Below are 25,200 nucleotides of genomic sequence, written 5' to 3'. Positions count from 1 at the left end.
GGCAGGCTACTCTGTACAAATAACCGCCTAAGGCTTAAAGTCTTTGGCGGTTATTATTGCTTTGAGTTCTGCATTAATATTAGCCAATAACGGACGCGCACTAGTAGATTGTTCCGTAGTTTGCAGATTTTCCGTCAACTGTTTGGCCTGTGTCAAAGAGGTCAGCGCACTCTCATAACGCCCATTCCATAGCTGATCATAACTGCGATAGCGCAATGCATTAATCGTCGCGATATTGGCTAACTGTGGTGAGGTGGTGGTCTTAGCAAGTTTTTCATTGGCAAGTTGCAAGCTTTGCCATGCGTAACGGTCGCTTGGCTGCTGTTCTGTTAGTGGCTTCAACAACGCTTGGGCTTTTATCGGTTGATTACTGTTAGTCAGTGCTTCGGCCAGATAAAGACGTAAATCACGGCGCTCAGGATATAGGCGCTGTTGGCTCTCTAAGACATCTACGGTTTGTTGCCATTTGCCTTGTTCACTTAATAACTGACTGTGGGTAATCGACAATAGAGGCTCTAAATTTTGACGCTGCGTGCTTGATAACGCATTTATCTCCGCCAATACCTTATTAGCATCTGTAAAACGCTGCTGCTCTCCATACCAATGCATTAGCGCAAGTTTGGCCCCGAGACTGTTTTTGGCAGCTGTTGTCAGTGTGACTTCGGATGCATGTTTACCAGTCACTTGAACACGCCAATACAGTAAATCAAACAATGCTTGATGGCGCTGCTGCTGGCTCAATGAGAGCGCTGGATACTGCTGAGCGCGACTTTGTGACTCGCTCAACCGCTCATTACTCAGAGGATGTGAGCGTACAAAGCTCGGTAAAAATTGATTCTCAACTTGGTTTAACTGACTCTGCTGATTCATCGTGGCAAAGAACCGTGGCATCGCCCGAGGATCATAACCCGCTTGGGTCATAATCTGCATCCCTACTCGGTCAGCCTCGCGTTCATTACTGCGGCTAAACGCCATGCTGCTATTCATAGAGGCTGTCTGACTGCCCATCATCACAGCCGCAGCGGCATCACCATCGACAGCTGAGGCAGCAATCGCAGCTAACATACCGCCTAGCTGCATTAGCAAGGCTTTTTTACGTTCGTCAGCGCCGCTCTCGTAGTGTCGTTGACTGATATGCGCAACTTCATGCGCGACGACGCTCGCCAGCTCATCCATGCTACTAGCTGACAGTATCGTTCCAGTATTGATACCTATTACGCCGCCAGGCGCTGCAAAGGCATTGATACTGGGGTTGTCAATGATAACGACGCCAAGTGGTGCTTGCTGCCGAGCTTGGGCATTGAGACGCCACGTCATGTCTTTTATCGTTTCCTGTACCCAAGGATCATGCTCCATTCTGACGCGGCCATTGATATTCTGTAATGACCATTCGCCAAGCATTTTGTTTTGATATTGCTCAGCAAAGCTTAAGCCTTGCCCGCGCAGATTTGGTAGATCTAGCGTTTGCGGATCTGTGACTTGCCACGAGCTATCAGCAAATGGCAGAGTTTGACTCTCACGACTATGTGCACCGCTGGCTATGGCTAGTAGCATTATTGACAGTCCTACCTTGATACTATTTGGCAAAGCTACACTCATAAAATGACGTTTACCTTTTTGCTTAGACAGCATAATCGGCAAGCCTACAGAATTTGTGGCTACTAAAGAGTTGTTACTGTCGGGTCGCTTCGTTCTATTAGCCTGGTACAAGTGTATATCCTATAAGATAATTAACGACGTCTTTTCGACTATACGAGCTTGTTTATCCAAGGTCAATTCTACAATGAACTTAACTACCAATAACTTAGCCACCCGTCACGATTGCGCAACATGGCTGTGTAATTATTCATTGGAATATTATTTATGCAGTAAGTTTCAATCGTATAACTATTAATCGGGCAACTCTTGGTTATATGATTCTAGTGAACCGAACGCAGCGTTGATTATATTCAACTGCAACTATACATTGTCTATTTGGTATAATAAGCAGCAATGATAGTAGGTTTAGATGACTGTGATGGCTGTTATGACGACCTCATAATTTATGATTGATGGATTATGTTCGTACTCAATATCAAAGCCTATCGCTGATAAAACAAATTAAAATATAGACATCTACAAGGTTTAAGTTATGCCCGCTGCTAGTGAATTAGTCATCAAACGTGTGTCGCACTCTATACAGTTATCAGCGAATTTGACTGATGCACAGCAGAATGACATTGCGAGTTTACTAGAGCTACTACCGACTGAAAGTCATAATTCAGATGATTTAGCTACAGCGCAATCTGAACTAAATATAAAAGGTTTTGTTGATGGACGCGGTCTTGCATGCCCGATGCCATTGTTAAAAACTAAGGTCGCATTACGTGACGTAACAGTTGGCGAATCACTGTATGTGGTTGCAACTGACCCCAACTCGCAAGCTGATATCACAGCGTTTTGTCGACAAAGTCAGCAATCACAGTCGGCAGATTATTTAAAGCTAGTGGTCAATGAAGTTACTGATCACTCGTCAGTTGATGGCACATCATTACAGCGTTTCGCTACAATATATCACTTCATCATTACCAAAACTGATAGCAACTAAGCGCTGCTATCCTTTACAATTAAATCATAAAGATTTTTATCTGACTATTTGCTTAACTATTTAACCAAGGTCAAGAATATGGCTAATACTTCTACTGATGCTGTAAATACAAATAAAAAAGATGGCTCAGCTCCTATAAAAAATGATGCACGCGATGCTGCATTAAAGGCCGCTGCTCAGCGACCACCCTATGACGCGAGTACATTGGGCAACACCAGTACGCGTGACTTAGTACCAGCTATGCCAACTCACCTGTCAGCGCCAGGGGTCAACTTGGGTGCGTATATCAATACTGTCCATCAAATCCCAATCCTAACGCCGGTACAAGAGCAAGAGCTGGCGCATCGCTATTATGATGAAGGTGATGTCGAAGCCGCTCGACTACTAGTGATGTCGCATCTACGTTTTGTGATTCATATCGCACGTAGCTACTCGGGTTACGGATTGCCGCAAGCAGATTTAATCCAAGAAGGTAACTTAGGATTGATGAAAGCAGTCAAACGTTTTGACCCGAATAAAGGCGTACGTCTGGTGTCGTTTGCCGTACATTGGATTAAAGCTGAAATTCATGAGTTCGTGATTCGCAACTGGCGTATCGTCAAGGTTGCGACCACCAAGGCTCATCGTAAACTGTTCTTTAACTTGCGCAGCCTTAAGAAAACCAACAATCAGCTGACACTAGAAGAAGCGGACGCTATCGCTAATGACTTGAATGTCACGCGCAAGCAAGTGTTAGAGATGGAATCACGTCTAACCTCTTATGATGCTTCGTTTGAGGCGCAGTCAAGCGACGATGATGATGGTCGTTACGCCCCTCAACTATTTTTGGAAGATGGAATTGATCCAGCTGAGCAGCTAGAGGAAGCGGATTGGGAAGAGAACAACTCATCAGCACTCATCGCTGCGATGGGCACTTTAGATGATCGTTCGCGTGATATCGTCGAACAGCGTTGGTTATCTGAGCAAAAATCCACCTTGCATGAGTTAGCAGCAGTTTACTCTATCTCAGCTGAGCGAGTGCGTCAGATCGAGAAAAATGCTATGGACAAAATCCGTGATGCGATGACCATTGATAGTGTGATTTTGCCAGATGATATTCAGTAGCCTTAAGATGATACGAGCTGTTCAATGATAAATTGGATCGGTATTGCCGCAATTAATATGGCTATTGCTGTTGCTCTGGGCGCGTTTGGTGCTCATGGTTTAGAAGGCCGCGTCAGCATCCAACAACTTGAATGGTGGCATACGGCAACGCTGTATTTGTTCGTACATACGCTAGGATTATTGCTTGTCGGTCTGCTAATTCGTTTAAAATATATTACTCAGACGACTGCTTGGTTACTACAAATTGGTATTATCATTTTTGCTGGTAGTTTGTATGCCATGACGCTTGGTGCACCGCGCTGGTTCGGTGCGATTACGCCTATTGGTGGCGTTCTCATGATTGCAGGTTGGCTATGGTTGGCCGTTTCTGCCTTTCGATTAAAAGGTTCAGTTAACTGAGCTGTTTAATCGAATAGTTATTGTTATTTTTAGCTCTTCGCATCAGCTGCAACGAACTATCAGTAATAAAGCAAAAGATACGCAGTGAATAGCAGATAAACAGGAATTTTAAAATATTAGGGAGTATTTAATATGAGCACCATTACTGTCAATGGTAAAAGCTTGCAAACCACTCATCAGACTGTACAACTGGTTATCAATGAGCTTGGTCTTAGTCAGGGTCGTTACGCTGTAGAAGTCGACGGCGATCTGATGCCAAAAAGCGAGCTTGCTCAACTACGTATTGTAGAAGGTATGAATATAGAAGTAGTACAAGCCGTCGGCGGTGGTTAATAATGTTTAGACGGATAAGCTTGAGCTGATAGCTAGTTCATTTTCGTTCTAAGTTTACTAACTAAGTTTACTAATGATAAAAAAGACCTCAACGTATTACACGTTAGAGGTCTTTTTTTATGCCAATTACAAACTAGTGCAGTAGCTACTTATAAATTTTTTATTCTCTTAGTCTACTTTCACTAACTTGTAACGATAATGTTCAAAGTTTAGACTCGAACTATGCTGCTGGTACTGCTTCTGCAGGGGTTAGATCCTGATAGCGACTATCGCGTCCTGCACCCTGAGTCTTTTTGCGCTCTTGACGGGTTTTGTACTTACGTACTTGTCTATCTAGCTTGTCTGCCATCTCGTTAATGGCTTTATACATATCATCTTCATACGCTTGGACAAACATTTCTTGACCCGAGACACGCATAATTGCTTCAGCTTTATGGCTCTTTTTACCGCCGTCGCTAGCACCGCTATTGTCTAACGATAAAATCACTTGAATACTTTGTATCTGATCGAAGTGACGCTCTACTTTTTCAAGCTTCTCGCGTACTGCTGTGTCCATAGCTTCGGTAACGCTGATATGATGACCACTGATAGAAACATTCATATTGTTGTCCTTTTATTTGTAACTTACAATCAACAGATGAGGTAGCATTCTTGCTCTTCTCATCCTGCCTTACCACTAACTATCCCAATGCCTCTAGTAATGTGTCGACGTATCCTTTTATCGTCTCCTTTATTAGCTGTAAATAAATACTATAAATCGGCACTTGGTTTTCGTTGTTGGTATGACTCTAATTTGTCATGAAAATCGCCCAGTAGCAAGCCATTAAATTGTAACTAAGTGTAACAATACCTATTATTTCTACTTGGTTTCTATATAATCAAAAAATTTTATTTTTTATATCTGGTTTACACTATACAGACAGGTAGCCATTAACCTTGTAGAAAGATGATCTTAGATAATTAATATTTCTGTTTGCGCTGAGTAGACGAGCCAATATTCATTGCTTCACGATATTTGGCGACGGTTCTTCTGGCTATATCGATACCATCTGCTAACAGCTCATCTTTGATACGACTGTCTGATAATGGTTTTTTGGGATCTTCGTCAGCGATGAGCTTTTTAATCATGGCACTGATAGCGGTCGATGAGATATCTCCATCAGCACTACTTACGTGAGATGAGAAGAAGTGTTTCAAAGAAAACAACCCTTGCGGCGTCAAGATGGTTTTACTGGTGGTAAGGCGTGAGACTGTCGACTCATGCAAGTCAACTTCTTCAGCAATTGCCTTTAATATTAGGGGTTGCATGGCGGTTGCACCATGCTGCAGGAACTCTTGTTGATAGCGTACAATGCTAGTCGCTACTTTGAGTAGGTTTTGATTGCGCTCTTCGATACTACGAATAAACAATCGAGCATCGGTAAGGTTTTCGCGCAGATATTGATTGTCAGGGCTATCATCGCCGCGCTTGACTAAGTTGGCATATTCTTGGTTTACGCGTAGTTTTGGTAGGGTGTCTGGATTGAGGCGTACATACCAGCCATCCTCTTCTACTTCAGAGTTACTTGTCGCCTTATTGTTTCTAACAGGTGTGACCAGCACATCTGGAATATCGTAGCTCTCAGGCGGCTGGGCATAGTCGGGCTGGCTAGACTGAAACAATAGCCCTGGTGAAGCATTTAAGGTACGTAGTAGCGTAAGCGCAGGTGTGATGTATTCTGGTGCAAGCCCTGTACGTTCAGTCAGTGCTTTGATGTTATTACTGACTAAATGCTCGCTCGCTGATAATAGCGCTTGAGCTTCTTGTAGGTATTCGGTGTGGGCATCTAGTTTGGATAGCTGAATCGATAAGCACTCGCTTAAATGACGCGCCCCCACACCAACTGGATCACAGGACTGGATAATACGTAATACAGTTAAGACTTCTTCTTTTTCAACGCGCTCATCCCATTGATAGAAACTTGCCATCGTATCAAAGCTCTGTAGCAGCTCATCTATATCAATTCGAATAAAGCCCATATCATCCATGGAGTCTATTAAATACTCTGCAATCAGCGTATCGGCCTCTGATAAACGCTTAAAGTTCAGCTGCCAGCGCACATGATCTTGAATGGTAGACGATGTACCGCCTTGGTAACTATCGAAATCTTCATCACCCCTACTATTGCCAGAGCCCATTGCAGTAGAGGCGTAGTTATCCGTTTCAAAGCTACTTATATCAAAGCTATCGGCATCAGAACTGCTGTAGTTATCTACATCTATTGCACTATCATCGATATTAGGCTGTTGAAGCTTATCCAAACTATCACTGAAGCTATCGCTACTATCGCCACTGTACTCTGTACTGGTAGTAGGTACTGAGTCGAATGAGTCACTGCTACTTTGATTCCAGCTATCAAGCGTCAACGGCTCGCTCCACTCCTCTATTTCATCGTCACCACTGTCGTATTCGTCATCATTTTCGATACGTTCAAGTAATGGATTACTATCTAGCTTTGCCTGAACCTCTTGTGCGAGCTCAAGACTAGAGAGCTGCAGCAATTTTATGGCTTGCTGCATTTGCGGGGTTAGCTTTTGTGAGTTGCTCAGCGTGGTCGCCAATCCGAACGACATACTCATGGGCAGCTTATTGCACTCCGATCTTAGTGATATTGTGTTTATTCTGTCAGTAAAGGTAACGACATAAATCTTATCAGGACATGACGATAGCATTTTTTGCCACAATTTTGCTATGATAATTTATGTTTTGTCCGGATACGTTTGGTTTGCTATCGCTAGTAAACTATCATCTTGGCAAGGATGAGCAATCCATAAATACGAGCAGTCTGCTCATTACCGCGAAAATATTATAATAAATAAATTACGGTAAATGGCCAATACAGCTCACATCCAATAGGAATATTGTCATGAATTCAAGTAACCATCAACTTAACATCGCTGCTATTCAAATGAACAGTCAGCAGAATGTTGAGGATAATCTAGCAGATATCAAAGCCGCTATCACAGATGCACAAGCTCAAGGTGCTGAGCTCGTTGTATTGCCTGAGAACTGCTGTAGCATGGGGCAGCAATCTGCTACTGCTGAGCGTTTTGACGACTTATCAGCGACGATAGCAGATTACGCACGCACTGCTGGTATCCATGTACTAGCAGGCTCATTACCCTGCCATTATCGTCCTGATGGCACTGTCGTTCCTGATGGTAGATTGCGCCAAGTGAGCCAGCTGTTTGCACCAGATGGTACCCGCGTCGCACGCTACGATAAGATTCATCTGTTTACTGCAACTGTAGCTGATAAGCATGGTAGCTATAATGAAGCGGCGACCTTTGAGCCGGGTACACAGACTGTAATTGCCCCATTAGCAGTAGGCAATACAGTCTATCAGCTCGGCATGATGGTATGTTTTGATTTGCGCTTCCCAGCATTGGCGCAGCGTCTGCGACAAGCTGGTGCTGAACTATTGAGTGCCCCTTCTGCCTTTACTTACTTGACTGGACAAGCGCACTGGTCGTTGTTGTTACGTGCTCGTGCTCTAGATAGTCAATGTATGGTCATTGGCGCAGCGCAAGGTGGTGATCATCTCTACCAAGATGGTAGTACCCGTCAGACATGGGGGCATGCAGCTATTACAGCGTTTGATAGTACTGTTATCGCAAGCTATGACGATAGCGAGTTGGATAAACAATATGCCATCGTCATGGCGTCATTAGACAAACAAGCGCAAGAGCAAGGCCGTCAGAAACTGCCTATCTTTGACTGTCATCGTTTGGCATAGATTATTAATTACAGTAGATTTCGTGCCTAATTGCTAGGACAAGTCTTCATTTTGAGCATGAGTTGCTCGTGGATGCGCGCGATCATAAACCTGCGTTAATTTTGCAAAGTCAACGTGGGTATAAATTTGCGTAGTACTAATATCACTATGCCCGAGCATCTCTTGTACGGCGCGCAAGTCGCCACTGCCTGACAGCATATGTGATGCAAAACAATGACGCAATAGATGTGGATACATATTCTGTGCAATACCTGCACGAGTAGCAGCGACTTTTAAACGCTGCTGCACTGCCCGTGTTGATAATCTGGTACCGAGCTTTTCACTGATGAATAATGCGCTATCCATCTGCTCTACCCACAGATTACGATGTGGTAGGTAGCGACTAATCGCTTCTGCGGCCTTTATCCCTAATGGCACTAGGCGTGTTTTATTACCCTTACCCGTGACTCGTACCCGTAACTCAGACAAGTCCACATCTGCCATATCGAGTGCAACCAACTCGCCAACTCGCAAGCCACTACTATAGAGCAATTCGAACATAGCCTTGTCACGTAACCATAAGCGCGCTTGCTCTGGTGTATCAGGGATCTCTTGATCGAGTAGCTGAGTCAGCAAATCGACATCAGCGATAGAAGGCAACGGTCTAGGACTGCGCTTCAGCTGATAGCCAGTGGTTGGGTTGATACGTGCTAGCGCTTCTTCAATCATCCAACCATAAAAATGCCGAATCGCAGACAACTCTTGCTGGACACTGGCAAGCGCCAACTTATCTTCATCAAGACGTTGACTGATGTGCTGGGCAAGTTGCCGTTTATCACAGCGTGTCCACGTTAGACGCTTACCACGCAAAAATAACGCCAGTTGATTCAAACCAGCGAAATAAGCGGTCAGAGTATGCGGCGAATGGTTGCGCACAGACAATGTATTGAGCCAACGATGCACAGGTGCGAGCAACTCTCGTAATGCAGCGTCCGACTCTATAGTGGCAGCCAGCTCAGTAGATAGCCAAGGTGCTGAGCTCGCTGCCTGAATGTTTTTATTGGTAGACATAAACATATTAGAACCATCCTTGGCATTTATACGATTGGCCTAACAACAGTTATCAGCCTTCAGCATTGGGTTTAAGACCTGCTTGTGCCATCAGGCCATCTGGACTAAATACACCTTCATAAACGAAAGCGGTCGGACCCGTCATCGTAACCGAATAACCTGGCTGCCATTTGATAATCATGCTGCCACCGTAGAGCTGCGCGCGAACTTCCTCACCTTCATCGAGCCAACCCTCACGTATACCAACGGCTACTGCTGCACACGCGCCCGTACCACAAGCTTGCGTCTCACCCACACCGCGCTCGTACACACGTAGACGAATATGGCGCTGATTCATCACTTGCATAAAGCCCACATTGACGCGGTCTGGGAACGCAGGATGCGACTCAATTGCTTTGCCCAAAGTCTCAACCTCGGCATCGAGTACGTCATCGACTTTTATGACAGCATGCGGGTTGCCCATATTGGCAACATACAGCTGCACAGGCGTACCATTTACATCAAGATGATAGGTGTTTTGGATTTTGGTCGTCGCTCTTGGGCTAAACGGAATCTCATCTGGCTCAAATTTAGGCTTGCCCATATCGACATCTACCCAACCGTAACGATCAGTAGTCAGAGAAATAATGCCGCTGGCCGTCTCAACGCGTAGACGCTGCTTAAATGACAGTTTACGTGCCTGCACAAAACGTGCAAAACAACGCGCGCCATTGCCGCACTGTTCGACTTCGGTACCATCAGTATTGAAAATACGATAACTGAAATCGACATCAGGACGCATCGGTGGCTCGACTACGAGCAGCTGATCAAAACCAATGCCTAGGTGACGGTCGCCCAATAACTGCACCAAACCCTTGGTCAAATCTAAGCGCTGGGTCACTAAATCAATGACCATGAAATCATTACCCAACCCATGCATTTTAGTAAACTCTATTAGCATATCTTTGATGTCCTATCCTATTTTTATGTATGCCTTATATTAGCACGCTGTCAGATACAATCATAATAATACCAATCCCCAAAAATACGATTAGCGGTGTCAAACTTGTTTAGTCTACAGTGAGTAGTACTTGCACTCGTTTTCCTTGCTATTCTAATTTTTGTGAATGGTGTTGCCTTCAATTAAGAATCAGCTTTAATTAAAAAACACCTTCCTCAAAATCCAGTCATAAAAAAACCCATTGTCATTATCACAATGGGTTTTCTTCAATCATCAGATACGGCGATAGTTTTGGCTCGTCTTTAATAGACTTACTGTGCCTGCCACAATGTTTCATTTTCATATAATGATTCAATCGTTTCACGCGGACGAATCAACTGATGATGGTTATCAGACACCATAACTTCGCTAGCACGTGGACGCGAATTATAGTTGCTACTCATGGTAAAGCCATAAGCACCAGCACCCGTGATGGCCAATGTATCGCCTGCTTCCAATGCTAACAAGCGACCTTTTGCTAAGAAATCTCCGGTCTCACAAATTGCACCAACGATATCCCACGGTTGCGTACCATCCGTATCGATACCTTTGCTCGGTAACACGCTTGGAATCACTGCCATTTCCGCTTGATACAGTGCAGGACGAATCAAGTCATTCATAGCGGCATCAACAATAGCAAAGTTCTTATGCTCAGTTGGCTTGAGTACATCAACTTGGGTCAAAAGCACGCCAGCATTGGCAACGATACTACGACCTGGCTCAAAGAACACAGTCAAACCAAGCTCGCTAAGTTTTGGCAATAATGCTTGGGCAAACTCATCGATAGAAACAGGTGTCTCATCAATATAGCGCACACCCAAACCACCACCCAAATCGATATGCTGCAACTCAATACCTGCGTCACGCAGGCTATGTATCAGCTCAATAACTTTATCTAATGCTGCGACAAATGGCTCTACCTCAGTTAACTGCGAGCCAATATGGCAATCAATACCAACGATGTCGATATGTGATAAATCGGCCGCTTGCTGATAAACCGCTAATGCGTCTTCATGAGTGATACCAAACTTGTTGTCTTTAAGACCTGTTGAGATATATGGATGGGTTTTGGCATCGACGTTAGGGTTGACGCGTAACGAGATTGGCGCAGGCTTATCAAGTGACTTTGCCACTTCATTGATTAAAGTCAGCTCGCTGATAGACTCAACATTAAAACAGCCGATACCTTGAGTCAGCGCATATTCGATATCACTATACGTTTTGCCCACACCTGAGAATACCACACGTGATGCTGCGCCACCTGCGGCTAATACACGCATCAACTCACCGCGGGAAACAATATCAAACCCAGCGCCTGCCTGTGCCAAGACACCAAGCACGGCAAGGTTAGAGTTTGCTTTTACGGCATAGCATACTTGATGATTCAGACTGCCAAAGCTATCAGTATAAGCTTGATAAACGTCCAATATTGCTTGCTTTGAATACACGTAGCATGGTGTGCCATATTGTTTTGCTAGCTCATCAATACTGACCTGCTCCATATACAATGCATCGCCGCGATAGCTTAGCGCTGGCAAGTGAGCACTCAACGCTTTCGGGTCAACATATAGCCCTTGCTCAGTTTGGATAGTAACGGATTCGCCAGTAGTAGAATCGGTTAAGTCAGCAGGTAGTTCAGAATGACTCATATAAACATCTCTAATATAATCAGATTATCAAGGGTGAAAATTAAATTTAGGTAGCAAAGCTATGTAGCCAATCCAGTAGCAAGAAAATCTACAGTTAGTTAAACTGTTAATTAAATGTCTAACTAACCGATATCCATTGGGTCAGATTAGCAACTATTAGCCTCGCAACTATTAGTCTAGTAATTAATAGCTTGGCAATTAATAGTCGTTGGGGTCAGTACTAGGCTCAGGTAGCACCATTTGCTCTTCTAGGTAGCGGTTTTTTTGATAGTTATCATCGTCGATACCCGCAAAGGCTGCATCTTGTGGATGACTAGTACTATCCAGTACAGACGCACTGCCCTCTATCGTTTGACTACTAGAGTCTGCCAGATATAGATCGCCTTTTTGCCCGCAGCCTGACAATCCTAGCATAACCACACTGCCAATAAATAAAGTGGCGACAGCCTGACGACTGGTACGAGCGAACGAGCTAGCATGCTTGGCTGCTGAGGGGCTGTGTATAGTAGACATATAATAGATAACCTGTGAGCTTACGACGGCATAATGTCGATAGTAAATCGTGATAAATAAAAAACAAATGGACAGCCAAACCGACAGCGAAAGCACTATCGTTATGACCATTTTCATCATAGCATTATTACATAAAGCTGTACGGATACTGAATATGATTGGTGAATAAATTTGCGTGATGTTGGATATTTTCTAAAACATTAGTCGAATTTTTATAGTAATATCGTCTGCGAGCTTAGATATGAATGTATGACATATGGGTGTCTCGACAATATTTCTTACAATTTTGTGAGTCGGAGCACTGTTATGTAGCCCATACAAGTTATCCACTTATAGCTCTATAACTCACTGAATATAATCGATTTATTCTGTATTTAGCCATTTATTAATCACACATTTTAAACCTTACCCCTGTCGTGGTGTAGAAACAAAAATGTGTTACATTATATTCCCAGTTTGCGGCGGCAATAGGATGCTAGCCTGAGATGCAGACACATTACCTCATAAGCATGGATGCATAGGACTGTCAGAAATAGTAGCCCAAGTATAAACAAAATCGCCAATATGCTTGCTTGATATGATCAGCATAGATATGGCTGATTTTTATTTACTCGGCGGTTATCAACGTCATCAACTCCATATAATAATGACATCATGTCTCAGTGACCCTTACTACAGCACTTGAGATATCAGCGATGTAGCATTTGATGATAATAAAACAGGACGTGGCAATAGACGTCTTTTTTGTATCGAACGAACGATATAATTGATTTGCCCTTTATAAAAACCAATCTAAGGATAGAGTATGAGCGCCAACCTAAGTACCACTTTTGATGATAAGAACAGCGAAACATCAACCCTAACCAGCCCCACTTTAGTCCTCAACTGCGGTTCGTCTTCTATCAAATACGCGTTGATTAGCGATGACAATTCTACTCGTATCACCGGTCTTGCCGAAAACTTAGGTCTCGATACAGCCCGTATCAAACACACCACGCTAAATGGCGATAAGTTAGAGATTTCTATCCCTGGTGGTAGTCACAAACTTGCCCTGCAAAAAATCCTAGAGCTATTAGAGCAATATCATTTCATCGCAGTCGGGCACCGTGTGGTACATGGCGGCCGTGAATACTCTCAAGCCGTTCGCGTTGATCAGCATGCGTTAGAGGAAGTGAAACGTCTAAAGATATTGGCTCCACTACATAACCCTGCAAATGCTTTGGGTATTGAAGCGGTTCAAGCTATTTACCCTGACATTCCACAAGTTGTGGTATTTGATACCGCCTTTCACCAAACCATGCCACCCGTTGCCTTTCGCTATGCGTTGCCAAAATATCTATACGAAGAGCACAAAATCCGTCGTTATGGCTTCCATGGTACGTCTCATGCTTATGTCTCAGAACGTGCTAGCAAAATCACTGAAGCGAAAGGTCCTCATGGTTGGATTACCGCGCATCTAGGCAATGGTTGCTCAGCAACTGCCGTATATGATGGAAAAAGTCTCGATACCAGCATGGGTCTGACCCCGCTTGAGGGACTGATGATGGGCACACGTAGCGGCGATGTCGATCCAAGCTTACATATGCATCTGAAACGTCAGCTCGGTATTAGTCTAGAAGAAACGGATAAGATGCTAAATAGTGAAAGTGGTCTGCTTGGTATCTCTGGTCTATCAAATGATTTGCGTACTATTGAGCAAGCTGCGAGCGAAGGTCATAAAGATGCGCAGCTCGCCATCGAGATGTTCTGCTACCGTGCTGGTAAATACCTCGCCAGCTTAAGCTGTGCACTGCCTGAATTCACCGGTATTGTATTCACAGGTGGTATCGGCGAAAACTCTGTCACCACGCGCGCAAGCATTTTAGCCGTCATGCGTCATTTCGGTATCAAAATGGACGCTGAAAAGAACGCTGGATTGTACGGTGGCCAAGAAGGCAGCTTCCAAGCAGAAGGTAGCAGTGTCGAGCTGTGGGTTATACCAACAGACGAAGAATACCGCATCGCTCAAGAGACTCGTCAAGCATTGAAATTAGTATAAGACGATTGATTATAATGCCTAGCGCTTATCATTCTAGACGCTTATAAAAAGCTGAAAACAAATAAGATAAAGCGCTTGGCATTTCTATACTGCATTTCTTATGCTGCTCAAAATGACTCGACGTCTAAAATAAAATAAATTGTAGGACACATTATGCAAACCATTTTACTTGTTCCCATTAGTCGCGGTATCGGTGTGACATCAGCCGCGCTAGGGCTAATCCGTGCCTTTGATTATAACGGTATCAAAGCGGGCTTTATGAAGCCGTTTTTGCAAGATGATACGCTAGACAAACAGCACAGCTTAGACAGCTCAAGCGCATTGACCATGCACGCATTTGGTCTAAATCCGCCTGACTCTATCAGCCGTCAACACGTCGAGCGTATGCTAGGCGATGACAATCTCGATGACTTGATGGAAGAAGTGATTGCCAATTTTCATACGATCGATGATGGTCATGACGTGATTATCTGTGAAGGTCTGGTGCCAACCACTGAGACCTCTTATGCTTCACAAATCAACCGTGCACTTGCTCACGCGCTAGACGCCAAGATTATATTTGTCAGTACCGCTGATATCAGTAAACCTGCTTATTTAGCGGATAAACTGGATGTCCATGCCCGTGAGTTTGGCGGGGTCATCGATTCACGGACGCTAGGCGTGATATTGATGCGGGTACAAGACGTGCCGAACACGTTTGATAACCAACCTGTCGCGCCGGGTGAGGCTGTTGTCAGCTTAGATCCGAACTTCCTGCAAGAGGTTCAACGCCTATCGCCTTCGTTTAATACCGAAGTGTTCCGCCTTATCGGTGTTGTCCCTTTTAGTGACTCGTTGTCTGTGCCTCGCACATGGGATATCGCAACAGAGCTTGATGCGACTTGGTTAAATGTTGGTGAAGCAAAGACACGTCGTATCAATCGTATCAGCCTAACCGCTCGTTCAGTAGCGCGCGTCAATGAAGTCTTTAAGCGTGGTACGTTAATGGTCGTGCCCGGCGACCGTGATGACTTGCTATTAGCCGCTGGATTGGCCTGTATCAATGGGATTCCATTGGCAGGTCTAGTATTGACAGGTGGCATTACCCCAAGCGATACAGTTGCTGAGCTTTGGCAGTCAGCGCTCAAAACTGGCATCCCTGTCATGAGTGTCGAAAGCGATAGCTACGAGACAGTACAGAGCCTGATGCATATGAGTTCTGAGATTCCAAGTGATGATACAGAACGTGCTGATGAAGTGGCTCGTTATGTGGCTGCGCATTTGGATCTAAGCTGGATTAAAGAATACTTCAGCCGTAATCATGAGCCGCGTCTGTCACCATCAGCGTTTCGCCATCAGTTGGTCAAAAAATCACAGCACGCTAAGAAACGTATTGTGCTGCCAGAAGGCGCGGAACCACGTACGGTTGAAGCTGCCTGTATCTGTCAGAGTCGTGGTATCGCCAACTGCGTATTACTTGCTAAACGTAGTGAAGTTGAACAAGTAGCCAAAAACCGTGATCTAACGCTACCTGAAGGGTTGGAAATTATCGATCCTGACAACCTAGATATGAGCAAATATATCGCTGCTGTCGTAGAGCGCCGTAAAGGCAAAACCACTGCAGAAGTCGCTGCTGAATACCTAAAAGATACGGTCTATTTAGGTACTATTATGCTCCAACTAGACGAAGTAGATGGTCTGGTCTCAGGTGCGATTCATACCACTGCCAATACGGTACGCCCAGCATTCCAGTTGATCAAGACCGCGCCGCAGTACTCACTCGTGTCGTCAGTATTCTTTATGCTGCTACCTGAGCAAGTGGTCGTCTATGGTGACTGTGCGATCAACCCAGATCCTAACGCTGAAGAGCTGGCAGAGATTGCCATTCAATCAGCACAGTCTGCTGCTGCCTTTGGTATCGATCCAAAAGTTGCAATGATCAGCTACTCTACTGGCTCATCAGGCGCAGGCGCAGATGTCGAAAAAGTCGCCCGTGCGACCCAAATCGTTCGCGAGCGTGCACCAGACCTCAAAGTCGACGGCCCGCTACAGTATGATGCGGCGTCTGTCATGAGCGTCGGTAAGCAAAAAGCGCCTGACTCACCTGTCGCTGGACAAGCCAACGTCTTTATCTTCCCTGACCTCAACACTGGTAACACCACTTATAAAGCAGTACAGCGTAGCGCCAACGTCGTCAGTGTCGGCCCTATGCTACAGGGTCTGAATAAACCCGTGAATGATTTGTCACGTGGTGCCTTGGTTGATGATATCGTCTATACCATCGCGTTAACTGCCATTCAAGCTTATAGCGATTTGATTTAATCGCTGTAAGGCTCGCTAATTAAAGTCCTATACAAAGCCGACTATCATTATGATGGTCGGTTTTTTATTGGTGCTCTGGTGACAGACAATGGTGACAGATGCTCGTCTGCCCTCTACAATAGCGCTATCATCAAATTATTTAATCTAAAAAGGTCAGCCAGTAAAAGAGCAAGGGGCATCAAGGACCACGTGCGCCATACCTGCTTTTATACATTTATTTATGCCAAATACGAGCAACAGCCCTCAAGAAAAAACACCTGCACCTTCCATTCGTGCCTATCTTGGTGGCTCGTTCGATCCAGTACATAATGGTCATTTAGAAGTAGCGATGTCTGTCTATCAGCACCTACTACCAATTGCAACGCAGCTACAGCGCACGCTGCATGTGTCTTTATTACCCAATGCGCGCTCGCCATTTAAGACCCAAAGTACAGACCCTAATCATCGCTTGGCGATGTTAAAGCTGGCGACAGAGAATACACCGATACAGATTAATGAGCTGGAGCTGTGGCAAGCGCCGCCTGTCTATACGATCGACAGCGTACGCACATTAAGACAGCAATATCCTAATGACAGTTTGATATTTATCATGGGTATGGACAGCGCCCATAGTTTGGATAAATGGAAAGATGGATTGCGTCTCACTGACCATGTCAATCTATGGGTATTTAATCGTCAGAGCAGTACCGATGTGAGTGATGGCATTAGCGATAAATTTTCTGACAGTATTATATCTTCTAAAAATAGTACAGCGACTACGGAAGATGTTAATTTCTTAAAATCGCAATTGCCTTTGTCGTTGCAAGCACATATAACGGACTCACCTATCGAGCTATTAACACCCACTATTCGACGTTCGTCAAATAGCTCAAGTTCAAACAGCACTAATCTAAATAACACTGACCCCAATAGCACTGACTTGAAAAATGCCGATCAAGGACGCATTTATATAGATTCGAGACCTATTACTGCGGTATCAAGCACACAAATACGTGAGCAGCTACAGAGAATAGACGATCAAACAAATAAAATGCCAGTCGCTGAGAGGCAAATCGCATCTATAGCATCAATAAATGATATCATTAGCAATACTGAATCTAATCCATTAGCTAAATGGCTAAATCCTGCTGTTTATCAATATATTATCGCCCATCAGCTATATTCTGCTGCTCAATTCCGTTAAAATCGCCTTATCTATGTCATTTTGCCTATCCTGTCTCTATGCGTGACTGACAACATATGATCAGTCGGATAAGACAAATTGACGTTTTACCCCTTTATTTTACATATTTACGATTCAAGAGATTAAAATTTATGACCAACACCATGACTGCAGAACGCCTAACAGAATGCTTGACCCTAGTACAAAGCGCTCTAGATGATATGAAAGCAAAGAACATCACTGTAATGAATGTAGAAGAGTTGACTGACGTAACAGAGCGCATCATCATCGCTGATGGTACCTCAAAGCGTCATGTACGTGCGATGGCTGATAGCGTCGGCGCTGAAGCTAAGCAAGCTGGTTTTATGCCACTTGGTCGTGAAGGCGGCATCGACTCTGACTGGACGTTGATTGATTTGGGCGCGGTTGTCGTCCACATGATGACGCCGCAAGCACGTGAGTTTTATGACCTAGAAGGCCTATGGTCATCACCTGAGCAGTTGGCTGAGCTGGTTGCTACGCCGCGCGAAAAGAAAACTGCAGGTCGTCGTAACAAAAACAAATAAGCTTGTCAGTGACGATATTCGCTCAAGATTAAGAAACGCTCCACCAAAAAGACCAGAATACTTATTCTGGTTTTTTTTATGTAAATTTTATGGTGATGAACCAGTATAATCAAATACATCATTGAGTACAGATAAGCTCATTTCATATCAATATTTATTAGCCACTAAAATTAAACCGCCAAAATTAAGCCGCCTTAGCCTATTCATTCTACTTATTAGGAAACCTTATGAGCGCAGAATCGAACACGTCATCACCTGAGCAAACCTTAACAAAATCGCCTGAGCAAACCCTAACAGACTTTAACCAAGACTTGCCCTTACATATCGCTACCCTCACTTGTGTCCGCGCTGGCAAGTCTATGCCATTCGCTCGTGAAGAAATGAGCGCCATTGATAAAGCACCTATCAAATCTCCTGTTGCTGTCAACTTTATGGGCTTAACCACTGATGAACAGGCTGACCGCAAACATCATGGTGGCCCACTCAAAGCCGTGCATCAACTAGCTCCTGCGACGTATGAAAAAATCAATGCAGAGTTCGGTTTAAAGGTTCGCGTCGGTACACTAGGAGAAAACCTTACGACTGAAGCTGTCGATGGTTTGCCTGAAATGACCGAGTCTACCGTTTGTATTGGTGATGTTTTTCAATATGGTGGGCATTCTGGAAACGGTCAAGACACTAGTAATGATGATGCTAACGTTCAATTACGTATCGTCCAACCACGCCGCCCCTGCTACAAAATTAACGACCAAATCGGACAGTTTACCAAAGTGCCAAATATCGCAGCATGGGTGAGTAAACAAGGCATCTCTGGCTGGTACTTCCAAGTCGTTCGTGATGGCATTATAGATGCTGATTTACCTGTATATTTGGTTAAACGCCCTTATCCGTTTGCGACACTAGAGACGCTATGGCAACTGGCAAACTCAAAAGAAAAGTTTGATGCCAATGTGATTGAACCGTGGCTCGCGATTGACTGTTTAGAGGACAGTTGGAAAAAGGTTCTGGCTAAAAAAATCCAACAGGATTGAAAAGGTAACACTCAACAAAAACCTTTAATATGACTTTTCTATTTATAAAAGATAGCCACTACCCTGCGTAATGGCGTCACAAGGTTTTTCATGTTCTATGTCAGTTCCATAATAAACACTCTCTCCTTCTACATCTTTGATCGTGAAGGAGCACTCCATGAGTGAACAGACAGGAAGTATCAGCTACCTACAAGCGATAGCGATTAGCGTTGGTGCGATCATCGGCTGGGGCGCTTATGTCATGCCAGGCGATTTGTTTTTGCCACAGTCACAGCTATTAGGCTCTTCTGTTGCTATTATTATCGGTACTTTAGCCATCTATATGGTTGCGCGTGCCTATATTAATTTGCTGACTCAAACGCCAGAGAACGAGTCAGGCGGTATCTATTGGATTGAAAAATACATCAATCGCAAGCATGCTTATATTTATGGTTGGGGCGTCACGATAGGCTATATCTCTATTATCGCGCTCAATATATCAGCTGTCGCTTTGCTACTGCGCTATCTGTTACCTAGCGGCTTACAATTAGGCTATCTGTATACGATTGCTGGTTGGGAAGTCTACGCCAGTGAAGTGTTCTTATGCAGCGCGGCTATTATTTTATTCAGTTATATCAATCTAAAAGGTGTACGAGTCGGCGCAAAAATCCAACTCTATATCGCCCTCTTTATGATTCTATCAGTCACCTCGCTGTTTTTTGCCTCACTTTGGATGACACCAACGAACCAAGCATTTTTGCCAACTGATATGTCTAGCGGCTCTATTACCAGTCTGGCATGGTTACCTATCTTGGCCGTTATGCCGTGGGCGTATGTTGGTTTTGAGACCACACCGCAGATTTCAAAAGCGATTAGTGATTCAAAAACCAAGACCAAAAGTATTATCCTAGTTTCACTCATCGCTGGTGTGTTGTTTTACTTTTTAATCAACTACTTTACCGCGCTAAACATGAGCTTTGACTATCAAGCGATCAAAGACAGCCACTGGGCGACAGGTGAAGGCATAGACAATCGGATTGGTAGCATTGGCATCTGGCTGCTATCGATCGCTATGATTGGCTCGATAATGAGCGGTATCAACGGCTTTATATTGTCATCGGTTAAACTCTTAGAGTCTATGGGCGACACGTCATTATTGCCCAGCGTATTTACAGATAAACACAACCAATTCAGTAAGCAAAAGACCGTTATATTGATATGCTTGGTGTGCCTACTCTCTCCTTGGCTGGGTAGAAACTACCTACTCGATATCGTGACAATGGCGTCTTTGGGTATAACCGTTGGCTTCGCTTACGTCACGACCGCTGACCTCATCAATGAGCGAAAAAAGAAACAGGCAAGTTTGCTAAATTATCTCTCTGTATTAATCAGTGTGGTCTTTATATCGTTATTACTGCTACCATTTTCACCAGCAGCGCTGTCATTTAATGCTTATGTCTTGCTAGGATTCTTTATTCTGCTTGGGGCAATTGGTTATAAAAAAATCGCAGTCAATTCCAACGTTGATTCTGTCATTAATTAACGGCAAATAGCATTTACCTGTCGAGAGAGATAGACACCAGTAGCATCAAACGCAAACGCAAACGAAGCTATAACCGCAACTCTTCCTATATAGAGCATTTCATGGCAAAAAACATTTCCTCGATTGCATTGGCATCAGTATTAATATCATCCTCTATGCTATCGCTCGTTGGCTGCGTAACAACGTCAACGCCGCAGTATGTAATCGATAGCGATAGCTACCAAGCAACTGGCAAAAGCGAGCGCATCAAAACCATCGTCTTGCACTATACCGTCTCAGATAATGAGCGATCGATAAAGACATTGACCACAGGCAATGTGAGCGCGCACTATTTAGTATTAGACAATGATGACGATAAAATCTACAACCTTGTACCAGAGAGCGAGCGCGCATGGCATGCTGGTGACGGCGGCTTTGCAGGACGGACGATATTAAACGATACCTCTATCGGTATCGAAATCGTCAATAGCGGTATCAAGCCTGAATATCGAGACGCGCTAAAAAATGGCACGCTCGACTATCATCCTTATGAGCACTATGTGGCATTTGATGAGTTGCAGATTAAAAAAGTCGCACAACTGGTGCAAGATATCGCCGCGCGCTCTGACATCTCACCGAAGAATATCATTGGTCACTCCGATATGGCACCCTCGCGCAAGATAGACCCTGGTGCAAAGTTCCCGTGGGAGCGACTGTATTTCGATTACGGTATCGGCGCTTGGTATGATGAATTTGATAAGCAATTCTTTATGAATCAAGATGGATTTGCGTCGGCCACGATACCTGAAATCAAGCAAGCGTTTCGCAAGTATGGCTATCAAATCAACGATACCGATACGTGGGACAAGGCCAGTCGCGATGTCGTCTATGCGTTTCAGCTGCACTTTAGAGCGCAGCAGCCAACGGGTAATATGGATAGTGAGACCTATGCGATATTGCAGGCGCTAAATAAGAAATATGCTGGTCAGGATGATTTTTATTAAAGAATACAGACTATCAGGAGACATAATATATGAATAACTCTCAAAAAGATGAGCAAGACGACCTACAAAAGTATCTAGAAGAAAAAGCCAGACAGGAGCAGAAAAAGAAAGAGGAACAAGAACCTGAGCCGCTCTCTGCCTATGATGCTTGTGTGCTAAAGGAAAGTGCCAAGATTCATGAGTTGATCGCTGAGGCTCAGAAGCGTCCCAAAGATGACTAACTGGATAGACGGTACTTATCAATACTTATCAATCAAGATTATAAGAATGCGCAAGTTGATGTCTTATGTTTTGAGACATAGCTAAGCCGCTATGAAACCAATACCACAACTAAACAACGCTATATCACTTTATAAAAGAAGGCCTATCTACCAACTATTTAGGCTATTTATTGCGATAGGCTAATGATAAAATCACCGCTCACAGGGTTATAGATAGTATCACTGCTCGCACCATCTCGTTGCCTTCCCGCCTCGTTGGTTTTACCATTGGTTTTAATGATGGCTAAGATGCTGCACGGCTTTGATAGCTTGGCTTTGATAACTTGATTCTATGACCAGTCTCAATATCTTTATTATCAAACGAACACCAATAATACTAAAAAAGGAATATTTATGTATCAAGCCTTTCAAAAACACCTACAACAAGAAATCAGTGATATACGCGCAGCAGGACTGTATAAAAACGAGCGCGTTATCACCTCTCCGCAAGATGCGCTCATCAAGATCGCCGATGGCCGTGAAATGCTTAACTTCTGTGCCAATAACTACCTTGGACTGTCTGACCATCCTGAGATTAAAAAGGCGGCTATTGGGGCTATTGAAAACTCAGGTTATGGCATGTCATCGGTGCGGTTTATTTGTGGTACGCAAAATTTGCATAAGCAATTAGAAGCGGCGATTTCCAAGTTTTTTAATACCGAAGATACGATTCTTTATGCCGCCTGTTTCGATGCCAATGGCGGTGCCTTTGAGCCACTGCTAACCAGTGAAGATGCGATTATTTCTGATTCGCTAAATCATGCCTCGATCATCGATGGTGTACGCCTGTGTAAAGCTGCCCGTTATCGTTATGCTAATGCGGATATGCAAGATTTAGAAACGCAATTGCAAGCGGCGCAAGCACAGCGTTTTCGTTTGATTGTCACCGATGGTGTGTTTTCGATGGATGGTAATGTGGCGCCGATGGACGAGATCTATGCGTTGGCACAAAAATATGATGCCATGGTGATGATTGACGAATCGCATTCAGCAGGCGTAGTCGGTCGCACTGGTGGCGGCGTGACTGAATTGTTTGATCTACGTGGTGACATTGAGCTGATCACGGGTACTTTAGGCAAGGCGTTTGGCGGTGCTATTGGCGGCTTTACCACGGGTAAAAAAGAAATGATTGAGATGCTGCGTCAACGCTCACGCCCGTATTTGTTTTCCAACTCTATTCCTCCTATGGTGGCTGCCGCTGGGGTAAAAGCGTTTGAAATGCTATCGCAAGACAATACCTTACAAGACCAACTGCATGAAAATACTGCCTATTTTGTGAAGCAAATGCAAGACGCAGGCTTCGATATCAAGCCTACCGAATCGGCCATCTGTGCGGTGATGCTCTATGACGCCAACGTCTCGCAACAGATGGCAGACGCACTGCTTGAAGAAGGCATTTATGTGATTGGTTTCTTCTATCCTGTCGTACCCAAAAATGAGGCTCGCATTCGTGTGCAGCTCTCTGCTGCCCATACTCGCGAGCAGCTCGACCAGTGTATCGCCGCCTTTATCAAAGTCGCCAAGCAAATGAAGGTGATTGATTAAGCATCGTTCGGATTTACTCGCTGAATTCAATAATTAAGTACAACACAGTTAAATAAGAGAAAAGTATGAAAGCACTGGTTAAAGCTCATGCCGAAAAAGGCATCTGGATGCAAGACATGCCAGAACCAACGGTCGGCATCAATGACGTTAAAATTAAAATTAAAAAAACCGCCATCTGTGGCACAGATTTGCACATTTATAAGTGGGATGAATGGTCACAAAAGACCATAAAAACGCCGATGATTATCGGACATGAATACGTCGGTGTCATTAGTGAAATGGGCGATGGCGTCAAGCATCTTGAAATAGGTGACCGAGTCACAGGCGAAGGCCATATCGCTTGCGGGCATTGCCGTAACTGCCGCCGTGGTAAGCTACATGTGTGCGAGAACACCATAGGCGTGGGCGTCGACCGCGATGGCGCATTTGCCGAATATTTGGTGATACCTGCCGATAATGTCATCAGACTCGATGAGCGTATCAGCGATGAGATGGCAGCTATTATGGATCCCTTTGGTAATGCCACGCATACTGCCCTTTCATTCCCTGTACTGGGTGAAGATGTTCTAATCACGGGTGCGGGGCTGATTGGGTCAATGGCAACAGCGATTTGCCGCTTTGCCGGAGCACGTAATATTGTAGTCAGTGATATTAGTGATTATCGTCTAGAGCTTGCCAAAAAAATGGGTGCGACGATGACCATCAACCCAGCCAAGGGTGAAACCATCGAAGGCGCTATCGATCAGTTAAAAATGCACGGCTTTGATATTGGGCTTGAGATGTCAGGCTCGCCTCAAGCCTTTGATTCGATGATTACTAACATGTATAACGGCTCTAAAATCGCGCTCTTGGGTATTTTACCCAACACCACCACGGTGGATTGGAGCAAGATTATTTTTAAGGCGTTAACCCTAAAAGGTATCTATGGGCGTGAGATGTGGGAGACGTGGTATCAGATGGAGCAGATGCTGATTAGCGGTATTGATTTGACACCAATCATTACCCATCGCATGCATATTGATGACTTTCAAGAAGGCTTTGATATCATGGAAAGTGGGCAATGCGGTAAAGTGATTTTAAGCTGGGATTAATTTTGTTGATTCAGCACTTGATCAGCCATGGTTAGTTTTCAAATTGTCACGACTGATAAAACGGTACTGATTTCAGTGCCGTTTTTTTAGATAATAAAGAGTGATGAGATTCATGAGTTGATTGCTGAGTCTCGGAAAGAGGTTGGAAAATAATTTTGAGAGCGTGCTATCTTGAGTCTCTTTAGGTTGTACAGCTTTCTCACTACGTTCTCATAAAGTTCAATTGTGTAGAATGGGGAGTTTCCTAAAAACTGTGTAACTGCTTATAATCCACTAACAGGAGAATAAGCAATGACTAACCAAACTGACAT

Annotated in this window: 22 protein-coding genes; 15 read left to right on the top strand and 7 right to left on the bottom strand. The window is 44.2% G+C overall.

The annotated features are described in order from the left end of the window. Window positions 1–27: 27 nt before the first annotated feature. Entirely contained in the window at window positions 28–1,554 is a 1,527-nt protein-coding gene (locus I3249_RS08595) for a M48 family metalloprotease (RefSeq protein WP_238069546.1), read from the bottom strand. A 577-nt stretch (window positions 1,555–2,131) separates the two neighbouring features. On the opposite strand from I3249_RS08595, the gene I3249_RS08590 reads away from it, so the two are divergent. The 4 genes from I3249_RS08590 to thiS all read left to right on the top strand — a co-directional run bounded on the left by I3249_RS08590 (window position 2,132) and on the right by thiS (window position 4,423). Beyond that, a complete protein-coding gene (locus I3249_RS08590; RefSeq protein ID WP_238069545.1) occupies window positions 2,132–2,587 on the top strand; it encodes a sulfurtransferase TusA family protein in 456 nt (151 codons plus the stop codon). 240 nt (window positions 2,588–2,827) lie between these two features. Continuing rightward, on the top strand, window positions 2,828–3,691 hold the full coding sequence (rpoH, locus tag I3249_RS08585) for an RNA polymerase sigma factor RpoH (protein WP_197099889.1): 864 nt from the start codon (window positions 2,828–2,830) through the stop codon (window positions 3,689–3,691). A 24-nt stretch (window positions 3,692–3,715) separates the two neighbouring features. Beyond that, window positions 3,716–4,090, top strand: a complete 375-nt coding sequence (locus tag I3249_RS08580) for a DUF423 domain-containing protein (RefSeq protein ID WP_238069544.1) — start codon at window positions 3,716–3,718, stop codon at window positions 4,088–4,090. A 132-nt stretch (window positions 4,091–4,222) separates the two neighbouring features. Beyond that, entirely contained in the window at window positions 4,223–4,423 is a 201-nt protein-coding gene (gene thiS, locus I3249_RS08575; protein WP_102090834.1) for a sulfur carrier protein ThiS, read from the top strand. A 220-nt stretch (window positions 4,424–4,643) separates the two neighbouring features. Here thiS and raiA read toward each other — a convergent pair whose 3' ends face one another. Continuing rightward, window positions 4,644–5,024 (bottom strand): ribosome-associated translation inhibitor RaiA, encoded by a 381-nt coding sequence (gene raiA / locus I3249_RS08570; RefSeq protein ID WP_057758130.1) that lies wholly within the window; start codon window positions 5,022–5,024, stop codon window positions 4,644–4,646. A 359-nt stretch (window positions 5,025–5,383) separates the two neighbouring features. After that, the gene (gene rpoN / locus I3249_RS08565; RefSeq protein WP_238069543.1) at window positions 5,384–7,042 is read right to left on the bottom strand and encodes an RNA polymerase factor sigma-54; all 1,659 of its coding nucleotides are present in this window, start codon (window positions 7,040–7,042) and stop codon (window positions 5,384–5,386) included. 287 nt (window positions 7,043–7,329) lie between these two features. Between rpoN and I3249_RS08560 the strand changes: the two genes are divergently transcribed. Next, complete coding sequence (locus tag I3249_RS08560; protein WP_238069541.1) at window positions 7,330–8,199, top strand: nitrilase-related carbon-nitrogen hydrolase; 870 nt, start codon at window positions 7,330–7,332, stop codon at window positions 8,197–8,199. 33 nt (window positions 8,200–8,232) lie between these two features. On the opposite strand, the gene I3249_RS08555 is transcribed toward I3249_RS08560, so the two are convergent. The 4 genes from I3249_RS08555 to I3249_RS08540 all read right to left on the bottom strand — a co-directional run bounded on the left by I3249_RS08555 (window position 8,233) and on the right by I3249_RS08540 (window position 12,390). After that, complete coding sequence (locus I3249_RS08555) at window positions 8,233–9,255, bottom strand: tyrosine recombinase XerC (protein WP_238069539.1); 1,023 nt, start codon at window positions 9,253–9,255, stop codon at window positions 8,233–8,235. A gap of 46 nt (window positions 9,256–9,301) precedes the next feature. Next, on the bottom strand, window positions 9,302–10,189 hold the full coding sequence (dapF, locus tag I3249_RS08550) for a diaminopimelate epimerase (RefSeq protein ID WP_101205107.1): 888 nt from the start codon (window positions 10,187–10,189) through the stop codon (window positions 9,302–9,304). Window positions 10,190–10,500: 311 nt separating this feature from the next. Further along, window positions 10,501–11,730 carry a diaminopimelate decarboxylase gene (gene lysA / locus I3249_RS08545; RefSeq protein WP_238069600.1) on the bottom strand — a complete coding sequence of 410 codons (1,230 nt, stop codon included), beginning with the start codon at window positions 11,728–11,730 and terminating at the stop codon, window positions 10,501–10,503. Between the two features lie 345 nt (window positions 11,731–12,075). Further along, window positions 12,076–12,390 (bottom strand): lipoprotein, encoded by a 315-nt coding sequence (locus I3249_RS08540; RefSeq protein ID WP_057758119.1) that lies wholly within the window; start codon window positions 12,388–12,390, stop codon window positions 12,076–12,078. A gap of 805 nt (window positions 12,391–13,195) precedes the next feature. On the opposite strand from I3249_RS08540, the gene I3249_RS08535 reads away from it, so the two are divergent. The 10 genes from I3249_RS08535 (at window position 13,196) to tdh (ending at window position 24,889) form a co-directional block, all read left to right on the top strand. Further along, entirely contained in the window at window positions 13,196–14,428 is a 1,233-nt protein-coding gene (locus I3249_RS08535) for an acetate kinase (RefSeq protein WP_238069538.1), read from the top strand. 153 nt (window positions 14,429–14,581) lie between these two features. Further along, window positions 14,582–16,729: a phosphate acetyltransferase gene (gene pta, locus I3249_RS08530; RefSeq protein ID WP_238069537.1), complete on the top strand. Its 2,148-nt coding sequence runs from the start codon at window positions 14,582–14,584 to the stop codon at window positions 16,727–16,729. A gap of 220 nt (window positions 16,730–16,949) precedes the next feature. Next, entirely contained in the window at window positions 16,950–17,912 is a 963-nt protein-coding gene (locus I3249_RS08525) for a nicotinate-nicotinamide nucleotide adenylyltransferase (protein WP_238069536.1), read from the top strand. 131 nt (window positions 17,913–18,043) lie between these two features. Next, window positions 18,044–18,457 carry a ribosome silencing factor gene (gene rsfS / locus I3249_RS08520; protein ID WP_057758112.1) on the top strand — a complete coding sequence of 138 codons (414 nt, stop codon included), beginning with the start codon at window positions 18,044–18,046 and terminating at the stop codon, window positions 18,455–18,457. Window positions 18,458–18,816: 359 nt separating this feature from the next. Beyond that, the gene (locus I3249_RS08515) at window positions 18,817–19,488 is read left to right on the top strand and encodes an MOSC domain-containing protein (protein WP_238069598.1); all 672 of its coding nucleotides are present in this window, start codon (window positions 18,817–18,819) and stop codon (window positions 19,486–19,488) included. 157 nt (window positions 19,489–19,645) lie between these two features. Beyond that, window positions 19,646–21,010, top strand: coding sequence for an APC family permease (locus tag I3249_RS08510; protein ID WP_238069535.1), 1,365 nt, complete (start codon window positions 19,646–19,648; stop codon window positions 21,008–21,010). Between the two features lie 101 nt (window positions 21,011–21,111). After that, on the top strand, window positions 21,112–21,993 hold the full coding sequence (locus tag I3249_RS08505; protein WP_238069534.1) for an N-acetylmuramoyl-L-alanine amidase: 882 nt from the start codon (window positions 21,112–21,114) through the stop codon (window positions 21,991–21,993). 29 nt (window positions 21,994–22,022) lie between these two features. Next, window positions 22,023–22,214, top strand: coding sequence for a hypothetical protein (locus I3249_RS08500; protein ID WP_238069533.1), 192 nt, complete (start codon window positions 22,023–22,025; stop codon window positions 22,212–22,214). A 393-nt stretch (window positions 22,215–22,607) separates the two neighbouring features. Continuing rightward, a complete protein-coding gene (kbl, locus tag I3249_RS08495; RefSeq protein ID WP_238069532.1) occupies window positions 22,608–23,798 on the top strand; it encodes a glycine C-acetyltransferase in 1,191 nt (396 codons plus the stop codon). A 65-nt stretch (window positions 23,799–23,863) separates the two neighbouring features. Further along, window positions 23,864–24,889 carry an L-threonine 3-dehydrogenase gene (tdh, locus tag I3249_RS08490; protein ID WP_238069531.1) on the top strand — a complete coding sequence of 342 codons (1,026 nt, stop codon included), beginning with the start codon at window positions 23,864–23,866 and terminating at the stop codon, window positions 24,887–24,889. Window positions 24,890–25,200: the final 311 nt, after the last annotated feature.

It is taken from the genome of Psychrobacter sp. Ps1 (assembly GCF_022129425.1).
Taxonomy (GTDB): domain Bacteria; phylum Pseudomonadota; class Gammaproteobacteria; order Pseudomonadales; family Moraxellaceae; genus Psychrobacter.
Note: the sequence above shows the minus strand (reverse complement) of the source record. Positions and strands in the feature narration are given on the sequence as shown.

Excerpts from the sequence above, each read along its gene's own strand:
- I3249_RS08595 (WP_238069546.1), bottom strand. The coding sequence starts at position 1,554 with ATGCTACTAGCCATAGCCAGCGGTGCACATAGTCGTGAGAGTCAAACT.
- I3249_RS08590 (WP_238069545.1), top strand. The coding sequence starts at position 2,132 with ATGCCCGCTGCTAGTGAATTAGTCATCAAACGTGTGTCGCACTCTATA.
- rpoH (WP_197099889.1), top strand. The coding sequence starts at position 2,828 with ATGCCAACTCACCTGTCAGCGCCAGGGGTCAACTTGGGTGCGTATATC.
- I3249_RS08580 (WP_238069544.1), top strand. The coding sequence starts at position 3,716 with ATGATAAATTGGATCGGTATTGCCGCAATTAATATGGCTATTGCTGTT.
- thiS (WP_102090834.1), top strand. The coding sequence starts at position 4,223 with ATGAGCACCATTACTGTCAATGGTAAAAGCTTGCAAACCACTCATCAG.
- raiA (WP_057758130.1), bottom strand. The coding sequence starts at position 5,024 with ATGAATGTTTCTATCAGTGGTCATCATATCAGCGTTACCGAAGCTATG.
- rpoN (WP_238069543.1), bottom strand. The coding sequence starts at position 7,042 with ATGAGTATGTCGTTCGGATTGGCGACCACGCTGAGCAACTCACAAAAG.
- I3249_RS08560 (WP_238069541.1), top strand. The coding sequence starts at position 7,330 with ATGAATTCAAGTAACCATCAACTTAACATCGCTGCTATTCAAATGAAC.
- I3249_RS08555 (WP_238069539.1), bottom strand. The coding sequence starts at position 9,255 with ATGTTTATGTCTACCAATAAAAACATTCAGGCAGCGAGCTCAGCACCT.
- dapF (WP_101205107.1), bottom strand. The coding sequence starts at position 10,189 with ATGCTAATAGAGTTTACTAAAATGCATGGGTTGGGTAATGATTTCATG.
- lysA (WP_238069600.1), bottom strand. The coding sequence starts at position 11,730 with ATGGAGCAGGTCAGTATTGATGAGCTAGCAAAACAATATGGCACACCA.
- I3249_RS08540 (WP_057758119.1), bottom strand. The coding sequence starts at position 12,390 with ATGTCTACTATACACAGCCCCTCAGCAGCCAAGCATGCTAGCTCGTTC.
- I3249_RS08535 (WP_238069538.1), top strand. The coding sequence starts at position 13,196 with ATGAGCGCCAACCTAAGTACCACTTTTGATGATAAGAACAGCGAAACA.
- pta (WP_238069537.1), top strand. The coding sequence starts at position 14,582 with ATGCAAACCATTTTACTTGTTCCCATTAGTCGCGGTATCGGTGTGACA.
- I3249_RS08525 (WP_238069536.1), top strand. The coding sequence starts at position 16,950 with ATGCCAAATACGAGCAACAGCCCTCAAGAAAAAACACCTGCACCTTCC.
- rsfS (WP_057758112.1), top strand. The coding sequence starts at position 18,044 with ATGACCAACACCATGACTGCAGAACGCCTAACAGAATGCTTGACCCTA.
- I3249_RS08515 (WP_238069598.1), top strand. The coding sequence starts at position 18,817 with ATGCCATTCGCTCGTGAAGAAATGAGCGCCATTGATAAAGCACCTATC.
- I3249_RS08510 (WP_238069535.1), top strand. The coding sequence starts at position 19,646 with ATGAGTGAACAGACAGGAAGTATCAGCTACCTACAAGCGATAGCGATT.
- I3249_RS08505 (WP_238069534.1), top strand. The coding sequence starts at position 21,112 with ATGGCAAAAAACATTTCCTCGATTGCATTGGCATCAGTATTAATATCA.
- I3249_RS08500 (WP_238069533.1), top strand. The coding sequence starts at position 22,023 with ATGAATAACTCTCAAAAAGATGAGCAAGACGACCTACAAAAGTATCTA.
- kbl (WP_238069532.1), top strand. The coding sequence starts at position 22,608 with ATGTATCAAGCCTTTCAAAAACACCTACAACAAGAAATCAGTGATATA.
- tdh (WP_238069531.1), top strand. The coding sequence starts at position 23,864 with ATGAAAGCACTGGTTAAAGCTCATGCCGAAAAAGGCATCTGGATGCAA.